The 18,967-nt window shown below is 71.8% G+C and carries 20 protein-coding genes; 11 read left to right on the top strand and 9 right to left on the bottom strand.

Annotation, left to right across the window (positions count from 1 at the left end; translation table 11 throughout):
* Positions 1–3 precede the first annotated feature (3 nt).
* Positions 4–396: a helix-turn-helix domain-containing protein gene (locus Tbon_RS04770; protein WP_192498149.1), complete on the bottom strand. Its 393-nt coding sequence runs from the start codon at positions 394–396 to the stop codon at positions 4–6.
* Between the two features lie 212 nt (positions 397–608).
* On the opposite strand from Tbon_RS04770, the gene Tbon_RS04765 reads away from it, so the two are divergent.
* The 8 genes from Tbon_RS04765 to Tbon_RS04730 all read left to right on the top strand — a co-directional run bounded on the left by Tbon_RS04765 (position 609) and on the right by Tbon_RS04730 (position 9,161).
* Positions 609–1,529 carry an ABC transporter ATP-binding protein gene (locus Tbon_RS04765; RefSeq protein ID WP_225734707.1) on the top strand — a complete coding sequence of 307 codons (921 nt, stop codon included), beginning with the start codon at positions 609–611 and terminating at the stop codon, positions 1,527–1,529.
* Positions 1,516–2,403 (top strand): hypothetical protein, encoded by an 888-nt coding sequence (locus Tbon_RS04760; protein ID WP_158066558.1) that lies wholly within the window; start codon positions 1,516–1,518, stop codon positions 2,401–2,403. Before Tbon_RS04765 ends, Tbon_RS04760 begins: the two co-directional genes overlap by 14 nt.
* Positions 2,400–3,326, top strand: a complete 927-nt coding sequence (locus Tbon_RS04755) for an ABC transporter ATP-binding protein (protein WP_158066557.1) — start codon at positions 2,400–2,402, stop codon at positions 3,324–3,326. Before Tbon_RS04760 ends, Tbon_RS04755 begins: the two co-directional genes overlap by 4 nt.
* Positions 3,323–4,060, top strand: a complete 738-nt coding sequence (locus Tbon_RS04750; protein WP_192498148.1) for an ABC transporter permease — start codon at positions 3,323–3,325, stop codon at positions 4,058–4,060. The genes Tbon_RS04755 and Tbon_RS04750 overlap by 4 nt, the downstream gene beginning before the upstream one ends.
* 110 nt (positions 4,061–4,170) lie before the next feature.
* Positions 4,171–6,171, top strand: a complete 2,001-nt coding sequence (locus Tbon_RS04745) for a PhoX family protein (protein ID WP_158066555.1) — start codon at positions 4,171–4,173, stop codon at positions 6,169–6,171.
* Positions 6,172–6,528: 357 nt separating this feature from the next.
* Entirely contained in the window at positions 6,529–7,824 is a 1,296-nt protein-coding gene (locus Tbon_RS04740; protein ID WP_192498147.1) for a DnaA ATPase domain-containing protein, read from the top strand.
* 45 nt (positions 7,825–7,869) lie between these two features.
* The gene (locus tag Tbon_RS04735) at positions 7,870–8,430 is read left to right on the top strand and encodes an RNA polymerase sigma factor (RefSeq protein WP_158066553.1); all 561 of its coding nucleotides are present in this window, start codon (positions 7,870–7,872) and stop codon (positions 8,428–8,430) included.
* Positions 8,427–9,161 (top strand): anti-sigma factor, encoded by a 735-nt coding sequence (locus Tbon_RS04730; RefSeq protein ID WP_158066552.1) that lies wholly within the window; start codon positions 8,427–8,429, stop codon positions 9,159–9,161. Before Tbon_RS04735 ends, Tbon_RS04730 begins: the two co-directional genes overlap by 4 nt.
* A 6-nt stretch (positions 9,162–9,167) precedes the next feature.
* Here the strand turns inward: Tbon_RS04730 and Tbon_RS14360 are convergent, their stop codons facing one another.
* A complete protein-coding gene (locus tag Tbon_RS14360; protein WP_158066551.1) occupies positions 9,168–9,851 on the bottom strand; it encodes a PIG-L deacetylase family protein in 684 nt (227 codons plus the stop codon).
* A gap of 166 nt (positions 9,852–10,017) precedes the next feature.
* Here Tbon_RS14360 and lexA point away from each other — a divergent pair, with 166 nt between their 5' ends.
* Together lexA and Tbon_RS04715 are read left to right on the top strand one after the other, a co-directional pair.
* Positions 10,018–10,656 (top strand): transcriptional repressor LexA, encoded by a 639-nt coding sequence (lexA, locus tag Tbon_RS04720; RefSeq protein WP_158066550.1) that lies wholly within the window; start codon positions 10,018–10,020, stop codon positions 10,654–10,656.
* 52 nt (positions 10,657–10,708) lie between these two features.
* Positions 10,709–11,698 (top strand): ABC transporter ATP-binding protein, encoded by a 990-nt coding sequence (locus tag Tbon_RS04715; protein ID WP_158066549.1) that lies wholly within the window; start codon positions 10,709–10,711, stop codon positions 11,696–11,698.
* On the opposite strand, the gene holA is transcribed toward Tbon_RS04715, so the two are convergent.
* From holA to rdgB, 7 genes are all read right to left on the bottom strand, one after another.
* The gene (gene holA / locus Tbon_RS04710; protein ID WP_158066548.1) at positions 11,695–12,810 is read right to left on the bottom strand and encodes a DNA polymerase III subunit delta; all 1,116 of its coding nucleotides are present in this window, start codon (positions 12,808–12,810) and stop codon (positions 11,695–11,697) included. The genes Tbon_RS04715 and holA overlap by 4 nt on opposite strands.
* A gap of 34 nt (positions 12,811–12,844) precedes the next feature.
* Positions 12,845–14,428, bottom strand: coding sequence for a citramalate synthase (cimA, locus tag Tbon_RS04705; RefSeq protein ID WP_158066547.1), 1,584 nt, complete (start codon positions 14,426–14,428; stop codon positions 12,845–12,847).
* Positions 14,429–14,606: 178 nt separating this feature from the next.
* The gene (locus Tbon_RS04700; protein WP_158066546.1) at positions 14,607–14,960 is read right to left on the bottom strand and encodes a response regulator; all 354 of its coding nucleotides are present in this window, start codon (positions 14,958–14,960) and stop codon (positions 14,607–14,609) included.
* Positions 14,961–14,965: 5 nt separating this feature from the next.
* The gene (locus Tbon_RS04695) at positions 14,966–15,640 is read right to left on the bottom strand and encodes a sensor histidine kinase (protein ID WP_158066545.1); all 675 of its coding nucleotides are present in this window, start codon (positions 15,638–15,640) and stop codon (positions 14,966–14,968) included.
* A 39-nt stretch (positions 15,641–15,679) separates the two neighbouring features.
* On the bottom strand, positions 15,680–16,603 hold the full coding sequence (gene lipA, locus Tbon_RS04690; RefSeq protein ID WP_158066544.1) for a lipoyl synthase: 924 nt from the start codon (positions 16,601–16,603) through the stop codon (positions 15,680–15,682).
* 45 nt (positions 16,604–16,648) lie between these two features.
* Positions 16,649–17,161: a hypothetical protein gene (locus Tbon_RS04685; protein WP_158066543.1), complete on the bottom strand. Its 513-nt coding sequence runs from the start codon at positions 17,159–17,161 to the stop codon at positions 16,649–16,651.
* On the bottom strand, positions 17,158–17,781 hold the full coding sequence (rdgB, locus tag Tbon_RS04680) for an RdgB/HAM1 family non-canonical purine NTP pyrophosphatase (RefSeq protein ID WP_225734743.1): 624 nt from the start codon (positions 17,779–17,781) through the stop codon (positions 17,158–17,160). Before rdgB ends, Tbon_RS04685 begins: the two co-directional genes overlap by 4 nt.
* A gap of 105 nt (positions 17,782–17,886) precedes the next feature.
* Here rdgB and Tbon_RS04675 point away from each other — a divergent pair, with 105 nt between their 5' ends.
* Complete coding sequence (locus Tbon_RS04675) at positions 17,887–18,921, top strand: zinc-binding dehydrogenase (protein WP_225734742.1); 1,035 nt, start codon at positions 17,887–17,889, stop codon at positions 18,919–18,921.
* Positions 18,922–18,967 lie beyond the last annotated feature (46 nt).

Raw genomic sequence — 18,967 nt, 5'->3', positions numbered from 1 at the left:
CCCTCATCGCCCGTCCCCCGCTTCCTGCTCCCCGCTCCCCGCTCCCAGTTCCCCGCTCCCCGCTCCCCGCTCCCCGCTCCCTCCTCCCTCGGGGCGGGGCCAGGGCCGGGCGGGGCTCCCTCCTCCCTCGGCGGGGTTGGGACGCAGGGGTAGGGCTCCCTCCTCCCACCTCCCGGCCTCCTCCGCCAGCATCCGGAGGAGCGTCGTGCTCGCCCCGCGCGGCCGGTGGAGGCCCGTCTCCCACTCCGAGACCGTCTGCTGGCGCACCCCGAGCCGCCGGGCGAACTCCGCCTGCGTCAGCCCCAGCCGCCGCCGGAGCGCTGTCACCCGTTCCGGCGTCCACCCGCTCCCGCCCCCCGTGCTTCCGCCCGCCGCGTACCGTTCCCGTTCTTCCACGCGGGCAGTGTACACGATTCCGTGTAACCCCGCCCTAACTGACGAGGGATGGTCTGCGCTCCCCGCTCCCCGCTCCCCGCTCCCCGCTCCCTCCTCCCTCGGCGGGGCGGAGCGGCGGACGCGGGGCTCCCTCCTCCCTCCTCCCTCGGCGGGGCGGAGCGGCGGACGCGGGGCTCCCTCCTCCCTCCCCCCTCCTGCTCTACACTCTCCCCGTGCACATCATCGAAACCGCCGGGCTCACCCGCCGCTTCGGCACCATCACCGCCCTCGAGCAGCTCGACCTCGCCGTCCCGGCCGGCATCACCGGCCTCGTCGGCGCCAACGGCGCCGGCAAATCCACCCTTATCCGCATCCTCCTCGGCCTCCTCCCCCCGACGTCCGGTACCGCCCGCGTCCTCGGCTACGACGTCGCCGCGCAGGGCACCGAACTCCGCCAGTTCGTCGGCTACATGCCCGAGCACGACTGCCTCCCCGGCGACGTCTCCGCCACCGAGTTCGTCGCCCACATGGCCCGCGTCACCGGCCTCCCCGGCGACGCCGCCCGGGAGCGCACCGCCGAAACCCTCCGCCACGTCGGCCTCTTCGAAGAGCGCTACCGCGAGATCCGCGGCTACTCCACCGGCATGAAGCAGCGCGTCAAGCTCGCCCAGGCGCTCGTCCACGACCCCCGCCTGCTCTTCCTCGATGAGCCGACAAACGGCCTCGACCCCGCCGGCCGCGACGACATGCTCGACCTCGTCCGCCGCACCGGCCGCGAATTCGGCATCTCCATCGTCATGGCGACCCACCTCCTCGGCGAAATCGAGCGCGTCTGCGACCAGGTCGTCGTCATCGACGGGGGCCGCCTCCTCCGCCAGGGGCCGCTCGCCGATTTCACGGCCGCCACCGGCACCCTCCTCGTCGAGGTCGAAGGCGACGACGACGCCCTCGCCGACGCCCTCCGCGCCCAGGGCTTTCGCGTCGAACGCGACGGGCGGTACCTCCTCCTCCCCGTCGCCGGCGACCACGTCCTCGATGCCGTCCGCGACGCCGCCGCCGACCTCAACTGCGGCCTCATCCGCCTCGAACGCCGCCGCCAGGCGCTCGAAGACCTCTTCCGTCCCGAACTGGAGGCCGCCGTTGCCGCCCGCTGACCCCCGCGCCGGCGCCATCTACGACCTCGGCTACCGCACCTACGAGGGCCCCCGCCTCGGCCGCCCGGCCGCCGCCCTCGCGCTCTACACCTTCACCCTCCGCGGCTGCTTCGGAATCGGCCGCCGCACGGGCGCCAAGGTCATCCCCTTCACCGTCACCGCCTTCGCGTTCATCCCCGCCCTCATCCAGCTCGGCGTCGCCGCCCTCCTCGGCAGCCGGGTCGATATCATCGCCCCCTGGAACTACCTCGGCTACAGCGAGGTGCCGGTCGCCCTCTTCTGCGCCGGCGTCGCCCCCGAGGTCTTCGGCCGCGACCTCCGCTACCGCACCCTGGCGCTCTACTTCTCCCGCCCCCTCCTCCGCTCCGACTACGCCCTTGCCAAAGCCGCTGCCTTCATCACCGCCCTCGCGGTCCTCACCCTCGGCCCGCTCCTCCTCCTCGTCATCGGCAACGGCCTCGCCAGCGACGACCTCGCCGGCTACGTCGCCGACCACTGGCGCGAACTCCCGCAGTCGCTCGCCGCCGGCCTGGCCATCGCCGCCGTCGCCGGCCTCGGCTCGCTCGCCATCGCCGCCTGGGCCGGCCGCCGCGCCTACGCCACCGTCGGCATCGCCGCCTGGTTTCTCGTCACCCTCCCCCTCGCCGCAATCCTCGTCGAAATCGGCGGCGGCGCCGGCCGCTACGCCGCCTGGTTCAGCCCCTTTGACCTCCTCTACGGTGTCGCCCTCGCGATCTTTGCCCGCGACCCCGGTCCGGATGCGATCCAGGCCCGCGCCGACCTCCCCATCGCCACCTACCCCCTCCTCGCCGCCCTCCACGCCGGCGCCGCCCTCGGACTGGTCCTGCGGCGGTTCCAGCGGGTGCAGGCATGACCGCGCCACCGGGCCCGGCCATCGAACTCCGCGGCGTCTCCCGCTGGTACGGCAACGTCGTCGCCGTCAACGACGTCTCCTTCGAGGTCGGCGCCGGCGTCACCGGCCTCCTCGGCCCGAACGGCGCCGGAAAGTCCACCCTCCTCCACATGATGGCCGGCCTCCTCCGGCCGTCTGCCGGCGAGGTCCGCATCCTCGGCGAACCCGCCTGGCAGAACCCCGCCATCTACCGCCGCGTCGGCCTCGTCCCCGAGCGCGAGGCCGTCTACGGCTTCCTGACCGGCCGCGAACTGGTCGAACTCGCCGCCCGCCTCCACGGCCTCCCCGACCCCGCCGCCGCTGCCGCCCGCGCCATCGACCTCGTCGAAATGGGCCCCCATGCCGCCCGCCAGGCCGGCGGTTACTCCAAGGGAATGAAACAGCGGATCAAGATCGCCGCCGCCCTCGTCCACGACCCGCAGGTCCTCATCCTCGATGAGCCCTTCAACGGCGCCGACCCCCGCCAGCGCCTCCACCTCATGGACCTCTTCCGCCGCATGGCCGCCGAAGGCCGCACCATCCTCTACTCCTCCCACATCCTCGAAGAGGTCGAACGGCTCGCCGATACCGTCCTCGTCATCGTCGCCGGCAGGCTCGCCGCCTCCGGCGACTTCCGCCGCATCCGCGCCCTCATGACCGACCGCCCTCACACCTTCACCGTCCGCTCCAGCGACGACCGCGCCCTCGCCGCCCGCCTCCTCGCGGAGCCTGCCATCCGCGGCATCGCCTTCGAAGACGGCCGCCTCGAAGTCCGCTCCGCCGAGCTCCTCGCTGCCGCCCGCGCCCTCCCCCGTGCCGCCCGCGAGGCCGGCGTGACCCTCTTCGAGGTCCGCCCCACCGACGAATCGCTCGAAACCGTGTTCAGCTACCTGGTGCACCGGTGAACCCCGACATCGCCCGCCTGACCGTCCGCCAGCTCCTCGGCCAGCGCCGCACGGTCGTCGTCGCCCTCCTCGCCCTCGTCCCCGTCGCCATCGCCCTCCTGTTCCGCCTGGCCGCCCCCGCCGACGCCGACCCCGAGCGGTTCACCGCCCGCGGCCTCCTCGGCGGCATCGTCACCACTACCATCCTCCCCCTTGTCACCCTCGTCTTCGCTACCGGCGCCTTCGGGCAGGACGCCGAAGACGGCACCCTCGTCTACCTCCTCGCCACCCCGGTGCCCCGCCGCGCGATCGTCCTCGCCCGCCTCGTGGTCGCCTGGCTCGCTGCCGCCGCCCTCCTCCTCCCCTCCGCTGCCCTTGCCGGTGCCCTCGCGCTCCAGGGCGGCGACCCCGGCATCGTCCTCGGCTTCGCCGTCGCCGTCGTTGCCGGCGCCTTCGTCTACACTGCTGCCTTCACCTGGCTCAGCATCGCCACGAGCCGCGCGCTCGTCGCCGGCCTGCTCTACGTCTTCCTCTGGGAAGGGGCGCTCTCCGGCCTCTTCGGCGGCATCCGCTTCCTCTCCATCCGCCAGTACACCGCCGGCATCGCCGGCGCCTTCTTCGACCTCCCGCCGGCCGTCTACCAGCCCCGCCTCGACCCCCTCCCCGCCGTCTTCCTCGCCGCCGCCGTCGCTGCCGGCATGACCATCCTCGCCGTCCGCCAGCTGCGCCGCTGGGAGATCGGCGAGTCTTCCTGACCCTCCGCTAACCATCCGTTCAACGGTTGATCACTGCCCCTTTACCTCGCCGGGGAACGATGGCCCGTGGCCCGCACGGCACACCATCCCACGCAGCGAGGTAGCATCCCATGACCCTGGACCCCGACCCGTCGGACCTCCTTCCCGTCGTCGACGACTTCCGGTCCAACCAGTGCTTCGTCCATCCCGAAACCTGCCGCTGGAGCTGCGGCAACCAGTGCGCCCATCCCGCGCCGAACGAGAGCCAGAACGACTACTTCGGCGCCGTCGCCCGGCGCTACATCTCCCGCCGCCTCCTCGGCTTCGGCGCCCTCGCCGCCGGCATGCTCGTCGCCGGCCGGAACACCGTCTTCGGCGCTGAAACCGCCCGCGCCCAGTCGGCCGGTGGCAGCTCCGGGCTGAACTTCACCCCGGTCAAACTCGACAGCTCCGATAAGGTTCTCGTCCCGCCCGGCTACAAGTACGAAATCCTCATCCGCTGGGGCGACCCCCTCTTCCTCGACCCGACCACCGGCTTCGACATCGATAACCAGTCCGCCGAGAAGCAGGCCCGCCAGTTCGGCTACAACAACGACTTCCTCGGCTTCATCCCCCTCGCGCCGAACCGGGCCCTTCTCATCGCCAACCACGAATACACCAACCCCGAGCTGATGTTCCGCGGGTACGACGATAAGAACCCGACGAAGGAGCAGGTCGACATCGAGCTCCAGGCCCACGGCGTCAGCGTCGTCCACATCGAGCGCCACGCCACCCGCGGCTGGCGCTACACCCTCGGCGCATGGCACAACCGCCGCATCACCGCCACCACGCCGATGCGCTTCACCGGCCCGGCTGCCGGCCACCCCTGGCTCCGCACCAGCGAGGACCCCACCGGCTACACCGTCCTCGGCACCCTGAACAACTGCGCCGCAGGCATCACCCCCTGGGGCACCGTGATGACCTGCGAAGAAAACTTCCACCAGTACTTCGCCAACAACGATAAGGTCACCGACACGGCGAAGCAGGCCGTTCACAAGCGGTACGGCCTCCCCGGCGGCGAAAGCGAGCGGAAGTGGGAACGGTTCCACAAGCGGTTCGACCTTGCCCAGGAGCCGAACGAGGCCTTCCGCTTCGGCTGGGTCGTCGAATTCGACCCCCGCGACCCCGGCTCCCTCCCCCGCAAGCACACCGCCCTCGGCCGCTTCAAGCACGAAGCCACCTCCACCGTCATCGCCAAAGACGGCCGCGCCGTCGTCTACTCCGGCGATGACGAGCGGTTCGAATACCTCTACCGCTTCGTCAGCGCCGGCCGCTACAACCCCGATGACCGCGAGGCGAACATGCGCCTCATGGAGAGCGGAACCCTCTACGCCGCGAAGTTCAACGACGACGGCACCGGCCGCTGGCTCCCGCTCGTCGCCGGCCAGGGCCCCCTCACCGCCGCCAACGGCTTCCCCACCCAGGCCGAAGTCTGCATCAACACCCGCCGCGCTGCCGACCTCGTCGGCGCCACCAAGATGGACCGGCCCGAAGACGTCGAAGTCCATCCCCAGACCGGCACCGTCTACGCCGTCATGACCAACAACTCCCAGCGCGGCACCAGCGGCAAGCCCGGTGTCGATGCCGCCAATCCCCGCCCCGAAAACCGCCACGGCCACATCATCGAAATCATCCCCGACGGCGGCGACCACGCCGCCCCCACCTTCCGCTGGCGGTTCCTCATGATCTGCGGCGACCCGGCCAAAGATAAGGGCACCTACTTCGCCGGCTTCGACCAGTCCCTCGTCAGCCCCATCTCCAGCCCCGATAACATCACCTTCGATAACCGCGGCAACCTCTGGATCGCCACCGACGGCCAGCCCAGCTCCTTCAAGAAGAACGACGGCGTCTTCGCCGTCCCGGTGAGCGGCCCCGAGCGCGGCTACAACCGCCAGTTCCTCTCCGGCGTCCCCGGCGGCGAATGCGCCAGCCTCATCTTCTCCGACAACAACGACACCCTCTTCGTCTCCATCCAGCACCCCGGCGAAGGCACCACCCTCGAGAACGCCTCCAGCCGCTTCCCCGACGGCAAGGAGCCCCGCCCGGCGGTCATCTTCATCCGCAAGGAAGACGGCGGCATCATCGGCTCCTGAGCCGTCCGCCGCACCTGCACCCAGCGGGGGCGCCCGGCCGGGCGCCCCCGTCCTCGTCCCCGGAGCAACAACGCCATCCTCAAAAACAAATCCTCCCGGCGGCCGCCGGCCCTTGCCCGTTGCCACCTATGCTGGGCGCGAATCGCCCCGGCGCACATAAACCCTGCGCCGCGTGAATCCTTCTTCCAGCCTCCTGCAGCTTCGACATAAGAGCGTTGAACGGCCGGCGGCCCCCGGCGTACCCTTCGGCCCTGCCCACCCGGCAAAACCCCGGGGGAACGGCCCCGGGAGCACGGCCAATCCGCCAGCAAACCCTGTCGCAAAACGCCCGCCGCGCGGCGGGAGGAAGGAGTGTGTGTGCCGTTGGAACCCGCCAGTGCGAGCAGCGAACCCCGCCACCTCGCCCGCTCGTGGCGCGCCGTCCTCGGCTGCCTCGAGGTCCAGCTCAACCCGCACACCTTCGCCACCTGGCTCAAGGGCGCCCGTCCGCGCTCCTTCGACGGCGCCACCCTCGCCATTGAAACCCCCAACGACATCGCCCGCGACTGGCTCGATACCCGCCTCCGGCCCGTCATCGAGCGCGCCGTCGCCCAGGTCTTCGGCGACGTCGCCGTCACCATCGTCGGCCCCGGCATCGACCCCGCTGCCGCCCGCCCAGCCGGCGAAATCCTCGGCAACGTCAACTGCCGCTACACCTTCGACGAATACCAGCCTTCCGAAGGCAACCTCCTCGCCTTCCACGCCATCCGCGACCTCGCCGAAGCCGTCCCCGGCGCCCCCTCCCCCGTCGTCGTCTACGGGCCGCCCGGCCTTGGCAAGACCCACCTCCTCCACGCCGCCGCCTGCCTCGCCAGCCGCCTCGGCCGGCGCGTCGCCTGCTTCGATGCCGCCGCCTTCACCGCCCGCTTCGTCGAAGGCGTCCGCACCAGCCGCCAGGGCGACTTCCACGCCGCCATCCGCGAGGTCGACCTCCTCCTCCTCGATGACCTCCAGCAGCTCGCCGGCCGCCGCGCCACCCAGGAGGAGTTCGCCTCTGCACTCGATGCCGTCATGCACCGCGGCGGCCACGTCGCCGTCGCCTCCGAGCGCCACCCGTTCGACCTCGACCTCCTCGATCGCCTCTCTTCCCGCCTCGCCCAGGGCATCGTCACCCGCGTCGAACCGTTCGACGACGACGCCCGCCGCGCCTTCATCGAACGCGTCGCCCGCCGCCATCGCATCGCCCTCCCCGCCTGGGCCGTCCAGCGCCTCGCCAGCTGCCGCGCCCCCTCCGTCCGCCTCCTCCTCGGCGCCGTCAACCAGGCCATCGCACTCCAGCGTGTCGGCCGGCTCGACCTCGCCCGCCTCGATGCCGAAATCGCCCGCGTCGCCATCGCCGAAGCCGCCGGCGCCGAGCCGACCGCCGAGCTCCTCGAGCGGGTCGCCCGCTACTTCGGCGTCGATTCCGGCGACCTGGCCGGCCGCGCCCGCGGTGCCCGCGTCGGCGAAGCCCGCGCCGTCGCTGCCGCCCTCCTCCAGGAGCACGGCCTCAGCCTCGCCCAGGTCGGCGCCCTCCTCGGCGGCCGCGATAAGAGCACCGTCAGCGCCCTCAGCCGGAAGGGCCTCGCCCTCCTCGGCCAGCACCCCGCCCTCCGCCAGCGCGCCATCGCCTGAACGGCCCGGTGATCAGCTCCGCCGGGCCGTTCGTAGAATCCCGGTGTGCAGGCCGTCGCCGACGATATCGCAGCCATCCGCGCCGTCGCCCGCGGCGATGACGCCGCCCTCGCCCGCCTCTATGACCGGTACAGCCGGCCCTGCTACGGCTTCGCCCTCCGCATGCTCGGCTCCGAATCCGACGCCGAAGAGGTCGTCCAGGAGACCTTCCTCCGCGCCTGGCGCAGCGCCGCCAGCTACGACCCGTCCCGCGCCAGCGTCTCCAGCTGGCTCCTCGCCATCACCCGCAACCTCTGCATCGATGAACTCCGCCGGAGGCGGCGCAACGTCGCATCGGCCCCCATCGACGACGCCGCACCCCTCCCTGGCGCCGACCGCACCGACCTCGCCGCCGAGCAGGCGATCGACGCCGCCGCCGTCCGCGCTGCCCTCGCCAGCCTCCCCGGCGAGCAGCGCAGCGCCATCGAACTCGTCTACTACTATGGACTCACCAGCAACGAGGTCGGCCGCCTCCTCGGCGTTCCCTCTCCCACCATCCGCAGTCGTCTCCGGCTCGGCCTTCTCAAACTCGCCGGCATCCTCCGCCCAGGAGACCCCCGCCGATGACCCAGCAGCCCGGCCACCCCGCTGAATACCTCCCCGAACTCGCCCTCGGCGTCCTCCCAGAGTCCGAGGCCGAGGCCATCCGCCGCCACCTTGCCGGCTGCCAGCCCTGTGCCGAGGAGTACACAGAACTCGTCCGTGTCGCCGCCCTCCTCCCGCTCGCAGCCGATGCGCCCGGGCCCTCACCGGAGACCCGCGCAGCCGTGCTCGCCGCCGTCCGCCGCAGCCCATCCCGCGTTGCCCGGCCCCGGTTGCTGCCCGCCTCGCCCTGGGCGGCCCGCATCGCAGCTGCCGTCCTCCTGCTCGCCGCCGGCGGCGGGCTCGGCTGGCTCGTCGGCCGCGGCGACCAGGAACAGCCGTCCGCCGCGCTCGCCGCCCGCGATGCCCTCCTCGCCGACGCAGCCCGCGGCGAAACCCTCCGCGCCGCCGCCACCAGCAGCTCCGGCGTCCAGGCCAGCGTCCTCCTCGCCCCGCGCGCCGGGCTCGCCGTCGCCGTCCTCGATGGCCTGCCGCCTCCCCCCGCCGGCCGCACCTACCAGGCCTGGCTGATCGCCGGAGATACCCCGCAATCGGCCGGCCTCTTCGCCTCCGGCGGGCCGCTCGTCCTCGCGCCCGGCGGCGACCTCCGCCGTTTCGCCGCGTTTGCCGTCACCCTCGAAGCTGAGGGCGGCGCCCCGGCCCCCACCTCCGAGCCCCTCGTCGTCGTCCCTTTCGCCCTCGCAGCCCGCCGCTGAGCCCGCTCAGAAGTCCAGCACCACCCGCCGGAACCGCTCAACGTACCGCCCCTCGCCGGTCCGCCACCGCTCCTGCGCAAACCGCGCCAGCTCCTCCGTCTCCCCGAACTGCGAAACGTGCGCGGCCAGCGCCCAAACCTTCCGCTCCAGCTGCGCCCCAATCTCCACCTCGAAGTTGGGCTGATTCGTGTTCCAGAGCAGCACCTCCCGCACCCGCCACGGCTCCAGCCCCTCGGCAACCTGCTCCGGGAAGTTCAGGTGGTCCCGCGCGGCCGGGTACACCGCATCCAGCGCCGCCGCCCCCGTCGCCCGGTGGTCCGCATGGTTGATGAACCGGTCACGGATGATGAAATCCGTCGGGTCGTGCGTCAGCACCAGCAGCGGCCGCGTCTCCCGGATCGCCCGCACCAGCGCGCCCACCAGCTCCCGCGAATACGCCAGCTCCCCATCCTCGTACCCCAGCATCCGCGGCGGCTCCGTCCCGAGCCGCCGGCACGCCTCCGCCTGCTCCTCCCGCCGCAGCGCAATCAGCCGCTCCCGCGGCATTGTACGGTCTGCCGTCCCCTTCGCCCCGTTCGTCGTCACCACCCAGTGCACCGTCCACCCCGCCTCCACCAGCTGGAGCACGTACCCGCCGCACCCCAGCTCCCCATCATCCGGGTGCGCCGCAATCACCAGCGCTGTCGGCATCGCGTCCCTCCACCGGGCATCCGCTGAACGGCCCCCTGCGATCGTCGCAGCTCATCCCGCCCCGCGCGAACCGCCGGGCCGCTCCCGCCTGGTGTTCCGAACACGATTGACGATAAACCCTGCACTTTGTTACCGTTCCCGCGAACATCCGTTCGGACGGCCCCCCATGAACAACCTCTCACCCCGCCAGCAGCAGATTCTCGACTTCCTCCGCGCCTTCATCGAGGAGCACGATTACCCGCCCTCCATCCGCGACATCCAGGAGGGCTGCGGCATCTCCAGCACCTCCGTCGTCGACTACAACCTCCGCAAGCTCGAAGAAAAAGGCTACATCCGCCGCGACCGCGAAATCTCCCGCGGCATCGAACTCCTCGGCGCCCGCGGCCGCCGCCCCCGCATCATCGAAGTCCCCCTCCTCGGCACCATCGCCGCCGGCCAGCCCATCCCCGTCCCCTCCTCCGACCGCTGGGCCGCCGACGCCGAAGAGGTCCTCGCCGTCACCGAAGACATGGTCCGCGGCCGCACCAACGTCTTCGCCCTCCGCGTCCGCGGCACATCCATGATCGAAGACCTCATCGACGACGGCGACATCGTCTTCCTCGAACCCGTCCGCACCGCCGACGACGGCGACCGCGTCGCCGTCTGGCTCAAGGACCGCGGCGAAGTGACCCTCAAGCGCATCTACCGCGAAAACGGCCGCATCCGGCTCCAGCCCGCCAACAGCACCATGGAGCCCATCTACACCACCCCCGACAACGTCGAAATCCAGGGCCGCTTCATCTCCTCCTTCCGGCCGAGCGATTAGACTGTCCTGAATCACCACCCGCCGGGGGACCCTCGGCTGCCGGCAGGAGCACATGGCCCAACCGCTCCTCGATGTGCGCGGCCTCTCCGTCGAATACCGCGCCCGGGATGCCACCGTCTACGCCGTCTCCGGCGTCTCCTTCGCCCTCCAGCCCGGCGAACTCCTCGCCATCGTCGGCGAATCCGGCTCCGGCAAGTCCACCGTCGGTCTCGCCATTCCCCGCCTCCTGCCCGCCGAGGCCGCCATCACCGCCGGCGCCATCTCCCTCGCCGGGACCAACCTCCTCGCCCTCCCCGATGCCGAACTCCGCAGCTACCGCGGCCGCCGCATCGCCATGATCTTCCAGGACCCCGTCGCCGGCCTGAACCCCGTTATCGATATCGGCAGCCAGGTCGCCGAAATCCTCACCAGCCACCTCGACCTCGGCCGCAGGGAGGCCCGCCGCCAGGCCGTCGACCTCCTCTACCGCGTCGGTCTCGCTGAGCCCGAGCGCATCGCCCGCTCCTACCCCTTCCAGCTCTCCGGCGGCATGTGTCAGCGCGTCATGATCGGCATCGCCACCGCCCTCGACCCGCAGCTCCTCATCGCCGATGAGCCCACCAGCGCCCTCGATGTCACCGTCCAGGCCCAGATCCTCTACCAGCTCGAACGCCTCCGCGCCGAGCGCGGCACCGCCGTCCTCCTCGTCACCCACGACTTCGGCGTCGTCGCCCAGGTCGCCGACCGCGTCGCCGTCATGTACGCCGGCCGCATCGTCGAAGAAGGCCCCGTGCGCGACATCCTGCGCCGCCCGCTCCATCCGTACAGCCACGGCCTCCTCGCCACGCTTCCCCGCGTCGACGGCGTCCGGGCCCATCTCCACCAGATCCCCGGCAGCCCGCCCGAGATGACCGCACCCGCCGCCCGCTGCCCCTTCCTTCCCCGCTGCAGCAAAGCGCTCAGCCGCTGCCGTGAAGCGCCCCCGCCGCCCCTCGAGCCGGCCGGGGAGGGCAACCGCCGCGTCGCCTGCTACAACCCCATCTGGCAGGACACCGCCGGCTAACGCCGCCGCCCCGCAGCCAGCGGCCCCCGCACCGGCGCCAGCCGCGCCAGCCGGGCAAACGCCACCTCCAGCGCCACGTCCTCGTCCATCTCGTTCGTCTTGTGCGCCCGGTCCGCCTCCACCAGGATGGCGAACGCCTCCCGCACCGCCGCCGTGCCGTGCCTCCGCGCCCGCTGCACGGCCGCCTGCTTCAGGTTCTGGTACCGCGCCACATTCCCCAGCTGGCGGTCGATCTCCTCCTCGCTTGCCCCTTCCTCCAGCAGCGCGGCCAGCGCCCCGAGCGACCGGTACCGCTCGAACACCGCCCCGAGAATCCCCTGCTGCGACTCCCCCAGGGCCAGCCGCCGCCGCAGCAGGTCGAGCGCCGTCCCCAGGTCGCCGTCCATCAGCGCATCCACCATCCGGAAGTGGTCCGGCTCCCGCTCGCCCGCGCACACCCGCATCACATCCAGCACCGAAACCTCCCGCCCCATCGCCCAGAGCGCGAGCTTGTCCAGCTCGTTCGCAATCAGCAGCGTGTTGCCGCCGAGCGTATTCGCTAGGTACGCCACCGGGTCGGTCTCGGGCGGCGGCTCCTCCCCGGGCTGCAACTCCTCCCGCGCCGGCGCGCCGCTCCGGAACCGGATCCCCCGGATGCTCGCCTCCTCCCGGATGTACCGCACCCGGTCCTGCTGCTTCGTGAGCGCCGGATAGTGCTCCGCCTGCACGCCCGGCACCTTCTTGATGAGCTGCACCAGCGGGTTCGCATCCGTCACCTGCCGCATCTGCTGCTCCGCAAGGAACGGCCGCCCGACGAATACCACCGCCGAGGACTCCGGCACCTTCTCCAGCAGCGCCGGCAGCTCCGCCCACGCGCCGGCTGAGCGCGAACCCCGTGCCCCGCCCCGCGGCTCGAACCGCGCCAGCAGGTTCTCCACCACCACCAGCCGCAGCGGCGCAAGAAAGGGCGGCGCCATCGCCGGCGCCGCCACGTCGGCCGGCTTCGCATCCCGCCCGTCGATCTCCGTGAAGTTATGGACGAGCATGCCCGTCCCGCCGTCGGCCTGCTCCTTCAGTTCGCGCAGCCGCCGGCGGATGGCCGCCTCGTCGCCTCCGTAGAGCAGCAGGATCACGCGCCTCAGCCTACCGCACCGGGCATCCCGCCGCTCACCCCTCGGTCGTCAGCGCGTACTCCAGCGCATCGGCCAGCGCGAGCCAGCTCGCCTCGATGATGTCCGTCGATGAGCCCACCGTCGTCCAGTGCCGCGTCCCGTCCGTGCTCTCAATGAGCACCCGCACGCGTGCCCCCGTCGCCGACTGGCTGTCGAGAATCCGCACCTTGTAGTCCACCAGCTTCACCCGCTCGAGCTGCGGAAAGAGCGGGTTCAGCGCCTTCCGCACCGCCCCGTCGAGCGCGTTCACCGGGCCGTTCCCCTCGTGCGCCGTGTGGACCGTCTCCCCGTTGATGTTCAGCTTCACCATCGCCTCGGCGAGCATCTCGTTCGCGCCGTCGCCCTTCCGCACCCGCCGCCGCTCCACAATCACGAAGTCCTCGAGTTCGAACGGCGCGCGGTAGCCCGGCAGACTCCGCCGCACCAGCATCTCGAAGCTCGCCTCCGCCCCCTCGTACTGGTAGCCCTGCGCCTCACGCTCCTTCACCAGTTCGAGCAGCTGCTTGATCTCGTCCTGCGACAGGAAGTCGAGCCCGACCTCCTTCAGCTTCATCAGCAGGTTCCGCTGGCCCGAAAGCTCCGAGACCAGCACCCGCGACCGGTTCCCCACCAGCGCCGGGTCCACGTGCTGGTACGCCCGCTCGTCCTTGATGATGCCCGCCACGTGGTAGCCCGCCTTGTGCGCGAACGCCGAGGCCCCCACGTACGGCGTCTGCGGGTTGAGCGCCATGTTCGCCAGCTCGGCCACGTAATTCGCCACCTCCGTCAGCCGCGCCAGCTGCTCGTCGTCCAGCACGTCGATGCCGTACTTCAGTTTCAGGTCCGCCGCCACCGTCAGGATGTCCGCGTTCCCGCACCGCTCCCCGTAGCCGTTCACGCACCCCTGCACCTGCCAGACCCCCGCCTCGACCGCGTGCAGCGAGTTCGCCACCGCCAGCCCCGCGTCGTTGTGCAGGTGGATGCCCAGCCGCACGTCCTTCACCCGCTGCTGCACCGCCTCGATCGCCTGCAGCATCCGCCGCGTCGTCATCCCCCCGTTCGTGTCGCACAGCACCAGCGCATCCGCCCCTGCCCGCGCCGCCGTCACGAGGCACTGGAGCGAATAGTCCGGGTCGCCGTAGAACCCGTCGAAGAAGTGCTCGGCATCGAAGAACACCGTCTTCCCGAGCTGCTTGAAGTAGCGGACCGTGTCCGCAATCATCGCCAGGTTCTCTTCCGGCGTCGTCTCCAGGATGTCCGTCACCTGGTAGAGGCTCGCCTTCCCCACCAGCGTCACGCCCGGCGTATCCGCCGCGACCATGCTCTGGATGTTCGCGTCCGTCTCGCACGTCGTGTTCGGCTTCCGCGTCCCGCCGAAGGCGCTAACCTTCGCGTGCCGCAGCTTCACGTCCCGCAGCCGCCGGAAGTACTCCGCGTCTTTCGGGTTCGAACCCGGGAAGCCGCCCTCGATCCACTCGAAGCCCAGCTCGTCGAGCTTCTTCGTAATCCGGATCTTGTCCTCGACCGACAGCGAGATTCCCTCCATCTGGGAACCGTCGCGGAGCGTCGTGTCATACAGCTGAACGCGGTCGGTGGGCATACGAATCCTTTCTCCAACTCAGGGGTTCGGCGGGAACGCTCAGGGGCAATCAGGGCAGGGGGTTGGGAAAGGCACTAAATCGCAACCCCGCGCGATGTACGCGGGGTGGCTCTCACCTTGGGCCGGCTGGCCAGTTTCATCAGTCCCATGCTAGCACGGCTCCCCGTTCGCCGGGCAATCACGCCACGAACGAATTCACCGCCCGCTCAAGTTCGTTCAGGTCGAACGGCTTCGGAAGGATGGTCGCCACCCGCCGCGTACGCGGGTCGTCCGCGTCCAGCACCCCTTCCCCCGTCATCAGCACCACCGGCGGACCCGGCTCCGAGGCCGCCTCGATCGCCGCGACCACCCGCATCCCGTCGCCGTCCGCAAGATGCAGGTCCAGCAGCACCAGGTCGAACCGCTCGCGCTCCAGCAGCTCCACCGCCTCCCGCCCCGAGGCGCACCACGTCACCTCATGCCCGTTATTCGTCAGCACCTGCCGAATCAGGCGAGAGATCGTCCGCTCGTCCTCCGCGAGCAGAATCTTCATCGGGTTCAGCCACCTCCACGGCCTCCGGGCCCGCCCAGCGGCAGCACTGCCGCTACCCTGGCGAATCGGTCGCGACGTTCGCAGTGTACGGAGCCGCCCATGGCCACGACAAGCTGTCGCGCCCGGAAAAACGCAAATCCTGCGTCCGCCGCGATCGGCCGCTCCTCGCCGCCCGGCCTGCCGCTCGCAAACTCCACCACCGCCTGCCCCGGCTCCACCCGGCAGGTCAGCCGCACCGTGCCGCTCCCGTCGCCCATCCGATTCGCTGAACGCGCCAGCCCCGCCAGCGCCCGCACCAGCCGCCCCGCATCCCACGGCCCCTCCACCGCCGGCGGCGCTTCGCCTTCGATTGCCGGCGAGCCGCCCAGCAGCTCCCCGGCCGCGCTCACCGCCGCCGCCAGGTCGCACGGCCCCGGCGCCAGCGCCAGCTTCCCCCGCTCCAGCCGCGACATCTCCTGCAGGTCATCCGCCAGCTGCTGCAGGTCGTCCACGGAGGCCGCCAGCATCTCCGCCAGCTCCCGGTCGAGGCGCAACCCGCCGTCCGCGTCGGCGCTCCGCTTCGCCAGCTCCATCACCATCCGGATCGACGTCAAGGGGGTCCGGATCTCATGCGCGAACGCGCCCATCGTCTCCCGGCGAAGCGTCTCGGCATCCGGCTCCGGCGGCCACTCCTCGGTCATCAAACCCCCCGCACTGCATGCCCGGGGGCGAAGCGGCCGTTACGCCGGCGCGTCCGCCCGCCGCACTGTCAGCGGAATCATACCGGCATCCGCGCCAGCGTCACGCGCCGCCACAGCCTGCTCTTCCGCGTGGTATGAGCTCCGCACCAGCGGCCCCGCCTCCACGTGCCGGAATCCCATCGCCAGCGCCTCCGCCTTCAGCTCCTCGAACTCCCGCGGCTCGTAGTACCGCACGATCGGCAGGTGGGCCGGCGTCGGCTGCAGGTACTGCCCGACCGTCAGGATGTCCACCCCGTTCGCTGCGAGGTCCCGGAAGACCGCCAGCAGCTCCTCCCGGGTTTCCCCCAGCCCGACCATCAGCCCGCTCTTCGTCAGCGCGCCCGGGTCGAGCTCCTTCGCCCGCCGCAGCACCCGCAGCGACCGCTCGTAGACCGCCTGCGGCCGCACCGTGCGGTACAGCCGCGGCACCGTCTCCGTGTTGTGGTTCAGGATCTCGGGCCGCGCAGCCATCACCGTCGCGAGCGCCGCCTCGTCCCCCTTGAAGTCCGGGATCAGCACCTCGAACGTCGTGCCCGGCGAGAGCCGCCGCCCCCACCGGATCGTCTCCGCGAACATCCGCGCGCCGCCGTCCGGCAGCTCATCCCGGTTCACGCTCGTGATGACGGCGTGTCGCAGGCCCATCCGCTGGATGGCGAGCGCCACCCTGCGCGGCTCGTCCGTGTCGAGCGTGCCCGGGCGGCCCGTCTTCACCGCGCAGAACCCGCAGGAGCGGGTGCACGTATCGCCGAGGATCATGAACGTCGCCGTCCCCCGGCCCCAGCACTCCCCGATGTTCGGGCAGCGCGCCTCCTCGCACACCGTGTGCAGTTCGCTCTCGCGCATCAGCGCCAGCAGCTCCCCGAACCGGCCCCCGGCCGGGAAGCGGACCTTTAGCCACGGCGGCCGCGCCGTCGCCCGTTCCATGCCTCCGAGCGTAGCACGCCCGCCGGCGCCCTGCCGCCGGCGCACTCACGGCGCCGCCGCCGCTGCAGTCTCCACCGCATCGATCCGTGCATCCGCTTCGCGGTACCACTCCCGGTACGCCGAAACGTTCCGCCGCCGCACCGCCTCCCGCCCCGCGGCCGTGTGCGCAATCAGCTCGTCCAGCGCCCCGTCGACCCGCGCCTTCCACGCCGCCAGCCGCTCGGTCGGCGCCTGCAGCGCCCGCAGCTCCTGCGCGAGGCAGAGCGTCCGGTCGGCATACGCCGCGAAATCCGGCCGGAACGCCTCGCGCCGGTAGAAGGTGTCATTCGGATACACCTCCCGCAGCTCCTCGCGCGCCCGGCGCAGCTCCGCTGCGCCCGCCCGGACGCGCCCCACGAACGCCTGCGGCGAGACCGCCCCCGGCGTCGCCCGGCTGGTCGGCACCGCCTGCGGCGAGGGGCAGACCGTCTCCGCCGGGAAGTTCGCATCCGCCGTGCCGCACGCCGCCAGCACCGCAGCCGCCCCTGCCAGCGCTGCCAGCATTGCCCCCCGCCTCACCCCTCGCCCTCCGCCTCCAGCCATGCGATGGCCGCCCGCACGGCCTTGCCCCGGTGGCTGATCGCGTCCTTCTCCTCGTCGGTCAGCTCTGCCTGCGTCCGCCCGTCCTCCACCAGGAAGACCGGGTCGTACCCAAACCCTCGCTCGCCCCGCGGCTCGAGGCCGATCCGGCCCTCCTCCACCCCCTCGAACGTGACCGGCGGCCTGCCCGCCGACCGCGGCCACGCCAGCGCCACCACCGCCCGGTAGCGCGCCGTCCGCTGCCCCTCCGGCACGCCCGCCAGCCGCTCGAGCAGCAGCCGCGTCCTGCCCGCATCGTCCAGCCCCGGCCCGCCGAACCGCGCCGAGTATATGCCCGGTCCGCCCCCGAGCGCGTCCACCTCGATGCCCGAGTCGTCCGCCAGCGCCAGCATCCCCGTCGCATCGGCGCACGCCTGGGCCTTCTTCGCCGCGTTCTCGGCGTAGCTCGTCCCGTCCTCCTCCACCGTGAACTCCACCCCGAGCTCCCGCGGCGTCAGCACCGCCCACCCGGCCGGCTCCAGCAGCCGCCGGAACTCCCGCACCTTCCCCGGGTTGTTCGTCGCCAGCACGATCCGTCGCGAACCTGGCTCCTTCGCCACGCAAAGAGTGTCCCCGACGGCACCGGCCCCGGGCAAACTCCCGGCGGCCTGTGGTACATTCCCGCCCGCGAAACTTCGCACGAGGCAAACCATCCCATGCGCGCCATGGTGCTCCGCGGCAGGCAGCTCGCCATCGAAACCGTCGACGTCCCCCGTCCCGGGCCCGGCCAGGTGCTCGCACGCGTCCGCGCCTGCGGTATCTGCGGTTCCGACCTCCACGCCGCGAAGTACCTCGACGACATGATCGAAGCTGCCCGCCGCTCCGGCTCCGCCCAGTGGGACGCAGCAGCCGAGGGCGCCGGCATCGTCATGGGCCATGAGTTCGTCGCCGAGGTCGTCGAAGCCGGCCCCGGCGCCGAAGCCTGGGCGCCGGGCACCCGCGTGACCTCCATCCCCGTCCTCCTCGACCCTGCCTCCCCCACCGGCATGTCCGCCATTGGCTACAGCGCGAAGTACCCCGGCGCCTACGGCGAATACGTGCTCATGAGCGCGCCGCTCCTGCTCCGGGTGCCCGATACCCTGCCCGACACCGTCGCCGCAACGACCGAACCGTGCGCCGTCGGCCTCCACGCCGTCCGCGAGGCCCGCATGCAGCCCGGCGAAACGGCCCTCGTCATGGGCGCCGGCCCAATCGGCCTGATGACCCTCCTCTGGCTCAAGCACGAAGGCGTCCAGCACGTCGCCGTCTCCGAGCTCTCCCCCGAGCGCCGCGCCCTCGCCGGCCGCCTCGGCGCCGACCTCGTCATCGACCCCCGCGAAACCCCGGCCCTCGAGGCGATCCAGGCCGCCACCGGCCGCCCGGCGCCGCCCGTCGCCTTCGAGTGCATCGGCGTCCAGGGCACCCTCCAGCAGGCCATGGACCTCGTCGACCGCATGGGCCGCGTCATCGTCGTCGGCGTCTGCATGCAGGAAGACCGCATCCTGCCCCTCGTCGGCATCAACAAGCAGCTCACCCTCAAGTTCGTCCTCGGCTACACCCCCGCCGAGTACGCCGAAGCGCTCCAGGCGCTCGGCAGCGGCGCCATCGATACCGCCCCGATGATCACCCGGACCGTCACCCTCGACGAGCTCCCCGCCGCCTTCGACGCCCTCGCCGACCCCCGCGACTGCAAGGTCGTCCTCGTCCCCGGCCAGTCCTGACTTCCCGCCCCGCCCGGGCGCGCCGGGCAGGCCCCGGCCTGCTAGG

Source organism: Tepidiforma bonchosmolovskayae (assembly GCF_008838325.1).
In the GTDB taxonomy this organism is placed as follows: domain Bacteria; phylum Chloroflexota; class Dehalococcoidia; order Tepidiformales; family Tepidiformaceae; genus Tepidiforma; species Tepidiforma bonchosmolovskayae.
This window is presented reverse-complemented; position numbering and strand designations above follow the sequence as displayed.

Excerpts from the sequence above, each read along its gene's own strand:
- Tbon_RS04755 (WP_158066557.1), top strand. The coding sequence starts at position 2,400 with ATGACCGCGCCACCGGGCCCGGCCATCGAACTCCGCGGCGTCTCCCGC.
- Tbon_RS04745 (WP_158066555.1), top strand. The coding sequence starts at position 4,171 with ATGACCCTGGACCCCGACCCGTCGGACCTCCTTCCCGTCGTCGACGAC.
- Tbon_RS04730 (WP_158066552.1), top strand. The coding sequence starts at position 8,427 with ATGACCCAGCAGCCCGGCCACCCCGCTGAATACCTCCCCGAACTCGCC.
- Tbon_RS14360 (WP_158066551.1), bottom strand. The coding sequence starts at position 9,851 with ATGCCGACAGCGCTGGTGATTGCGGCGCACCCGGATGATGGGGAGCTG.
- lexA (WP_158066550.1), top strand. The coding sequence starts at position 10,018 with ATGAACAACCTCTCACCCCGCCAGCAGCAGATTCTCGACTTCCTCCGC.
- Tbon_RS04715 (WP_158066549.1), top strand. The coding sequence starts at position 10,709 with ATGGCCCAACCGCTCCTCGATGTGCGCGGCCTCTCCGTCGAATACCGC.
- cimA (WP_158066547.1), bottom strand. The coding sequence starts at position 14,428 with ATGCCCACCGACCGCGTTCAGCTGTATGACACGACGCTCCGCGACGGT.
- Tbon_RS04700 (WP_158066546.1), bottom strand. The coding sequence starts at position 14,960 with ATGAAGATTCTGCTCGCGGAGGACGAGCGGACGATCTCTCGCCTGATT.
- Tbon_RS04695 (WP_158066545.1), bottom strand. The coding sequence starts at position 15,640 with ATGACCGAGGAGTGGCCGCCGGAGCCGGATGCCGAGACGCTTCGCCGG.
- lipA (WP_158066544.1), bottom strand. The coding sequence starts at position 16,603 with ATGGAACGGGCGACGGCGCGGCCGCCGTGGCTAAAGGTCCGCTTCCCG.
- Tbon_RS04675 (WP_225734742.1), top strand. The coding sequence starts at position 17,887 with ATGGTGCTCCGCGGCAGGCAGCTCGCCATCGAAACCGTCGACGTCCCC.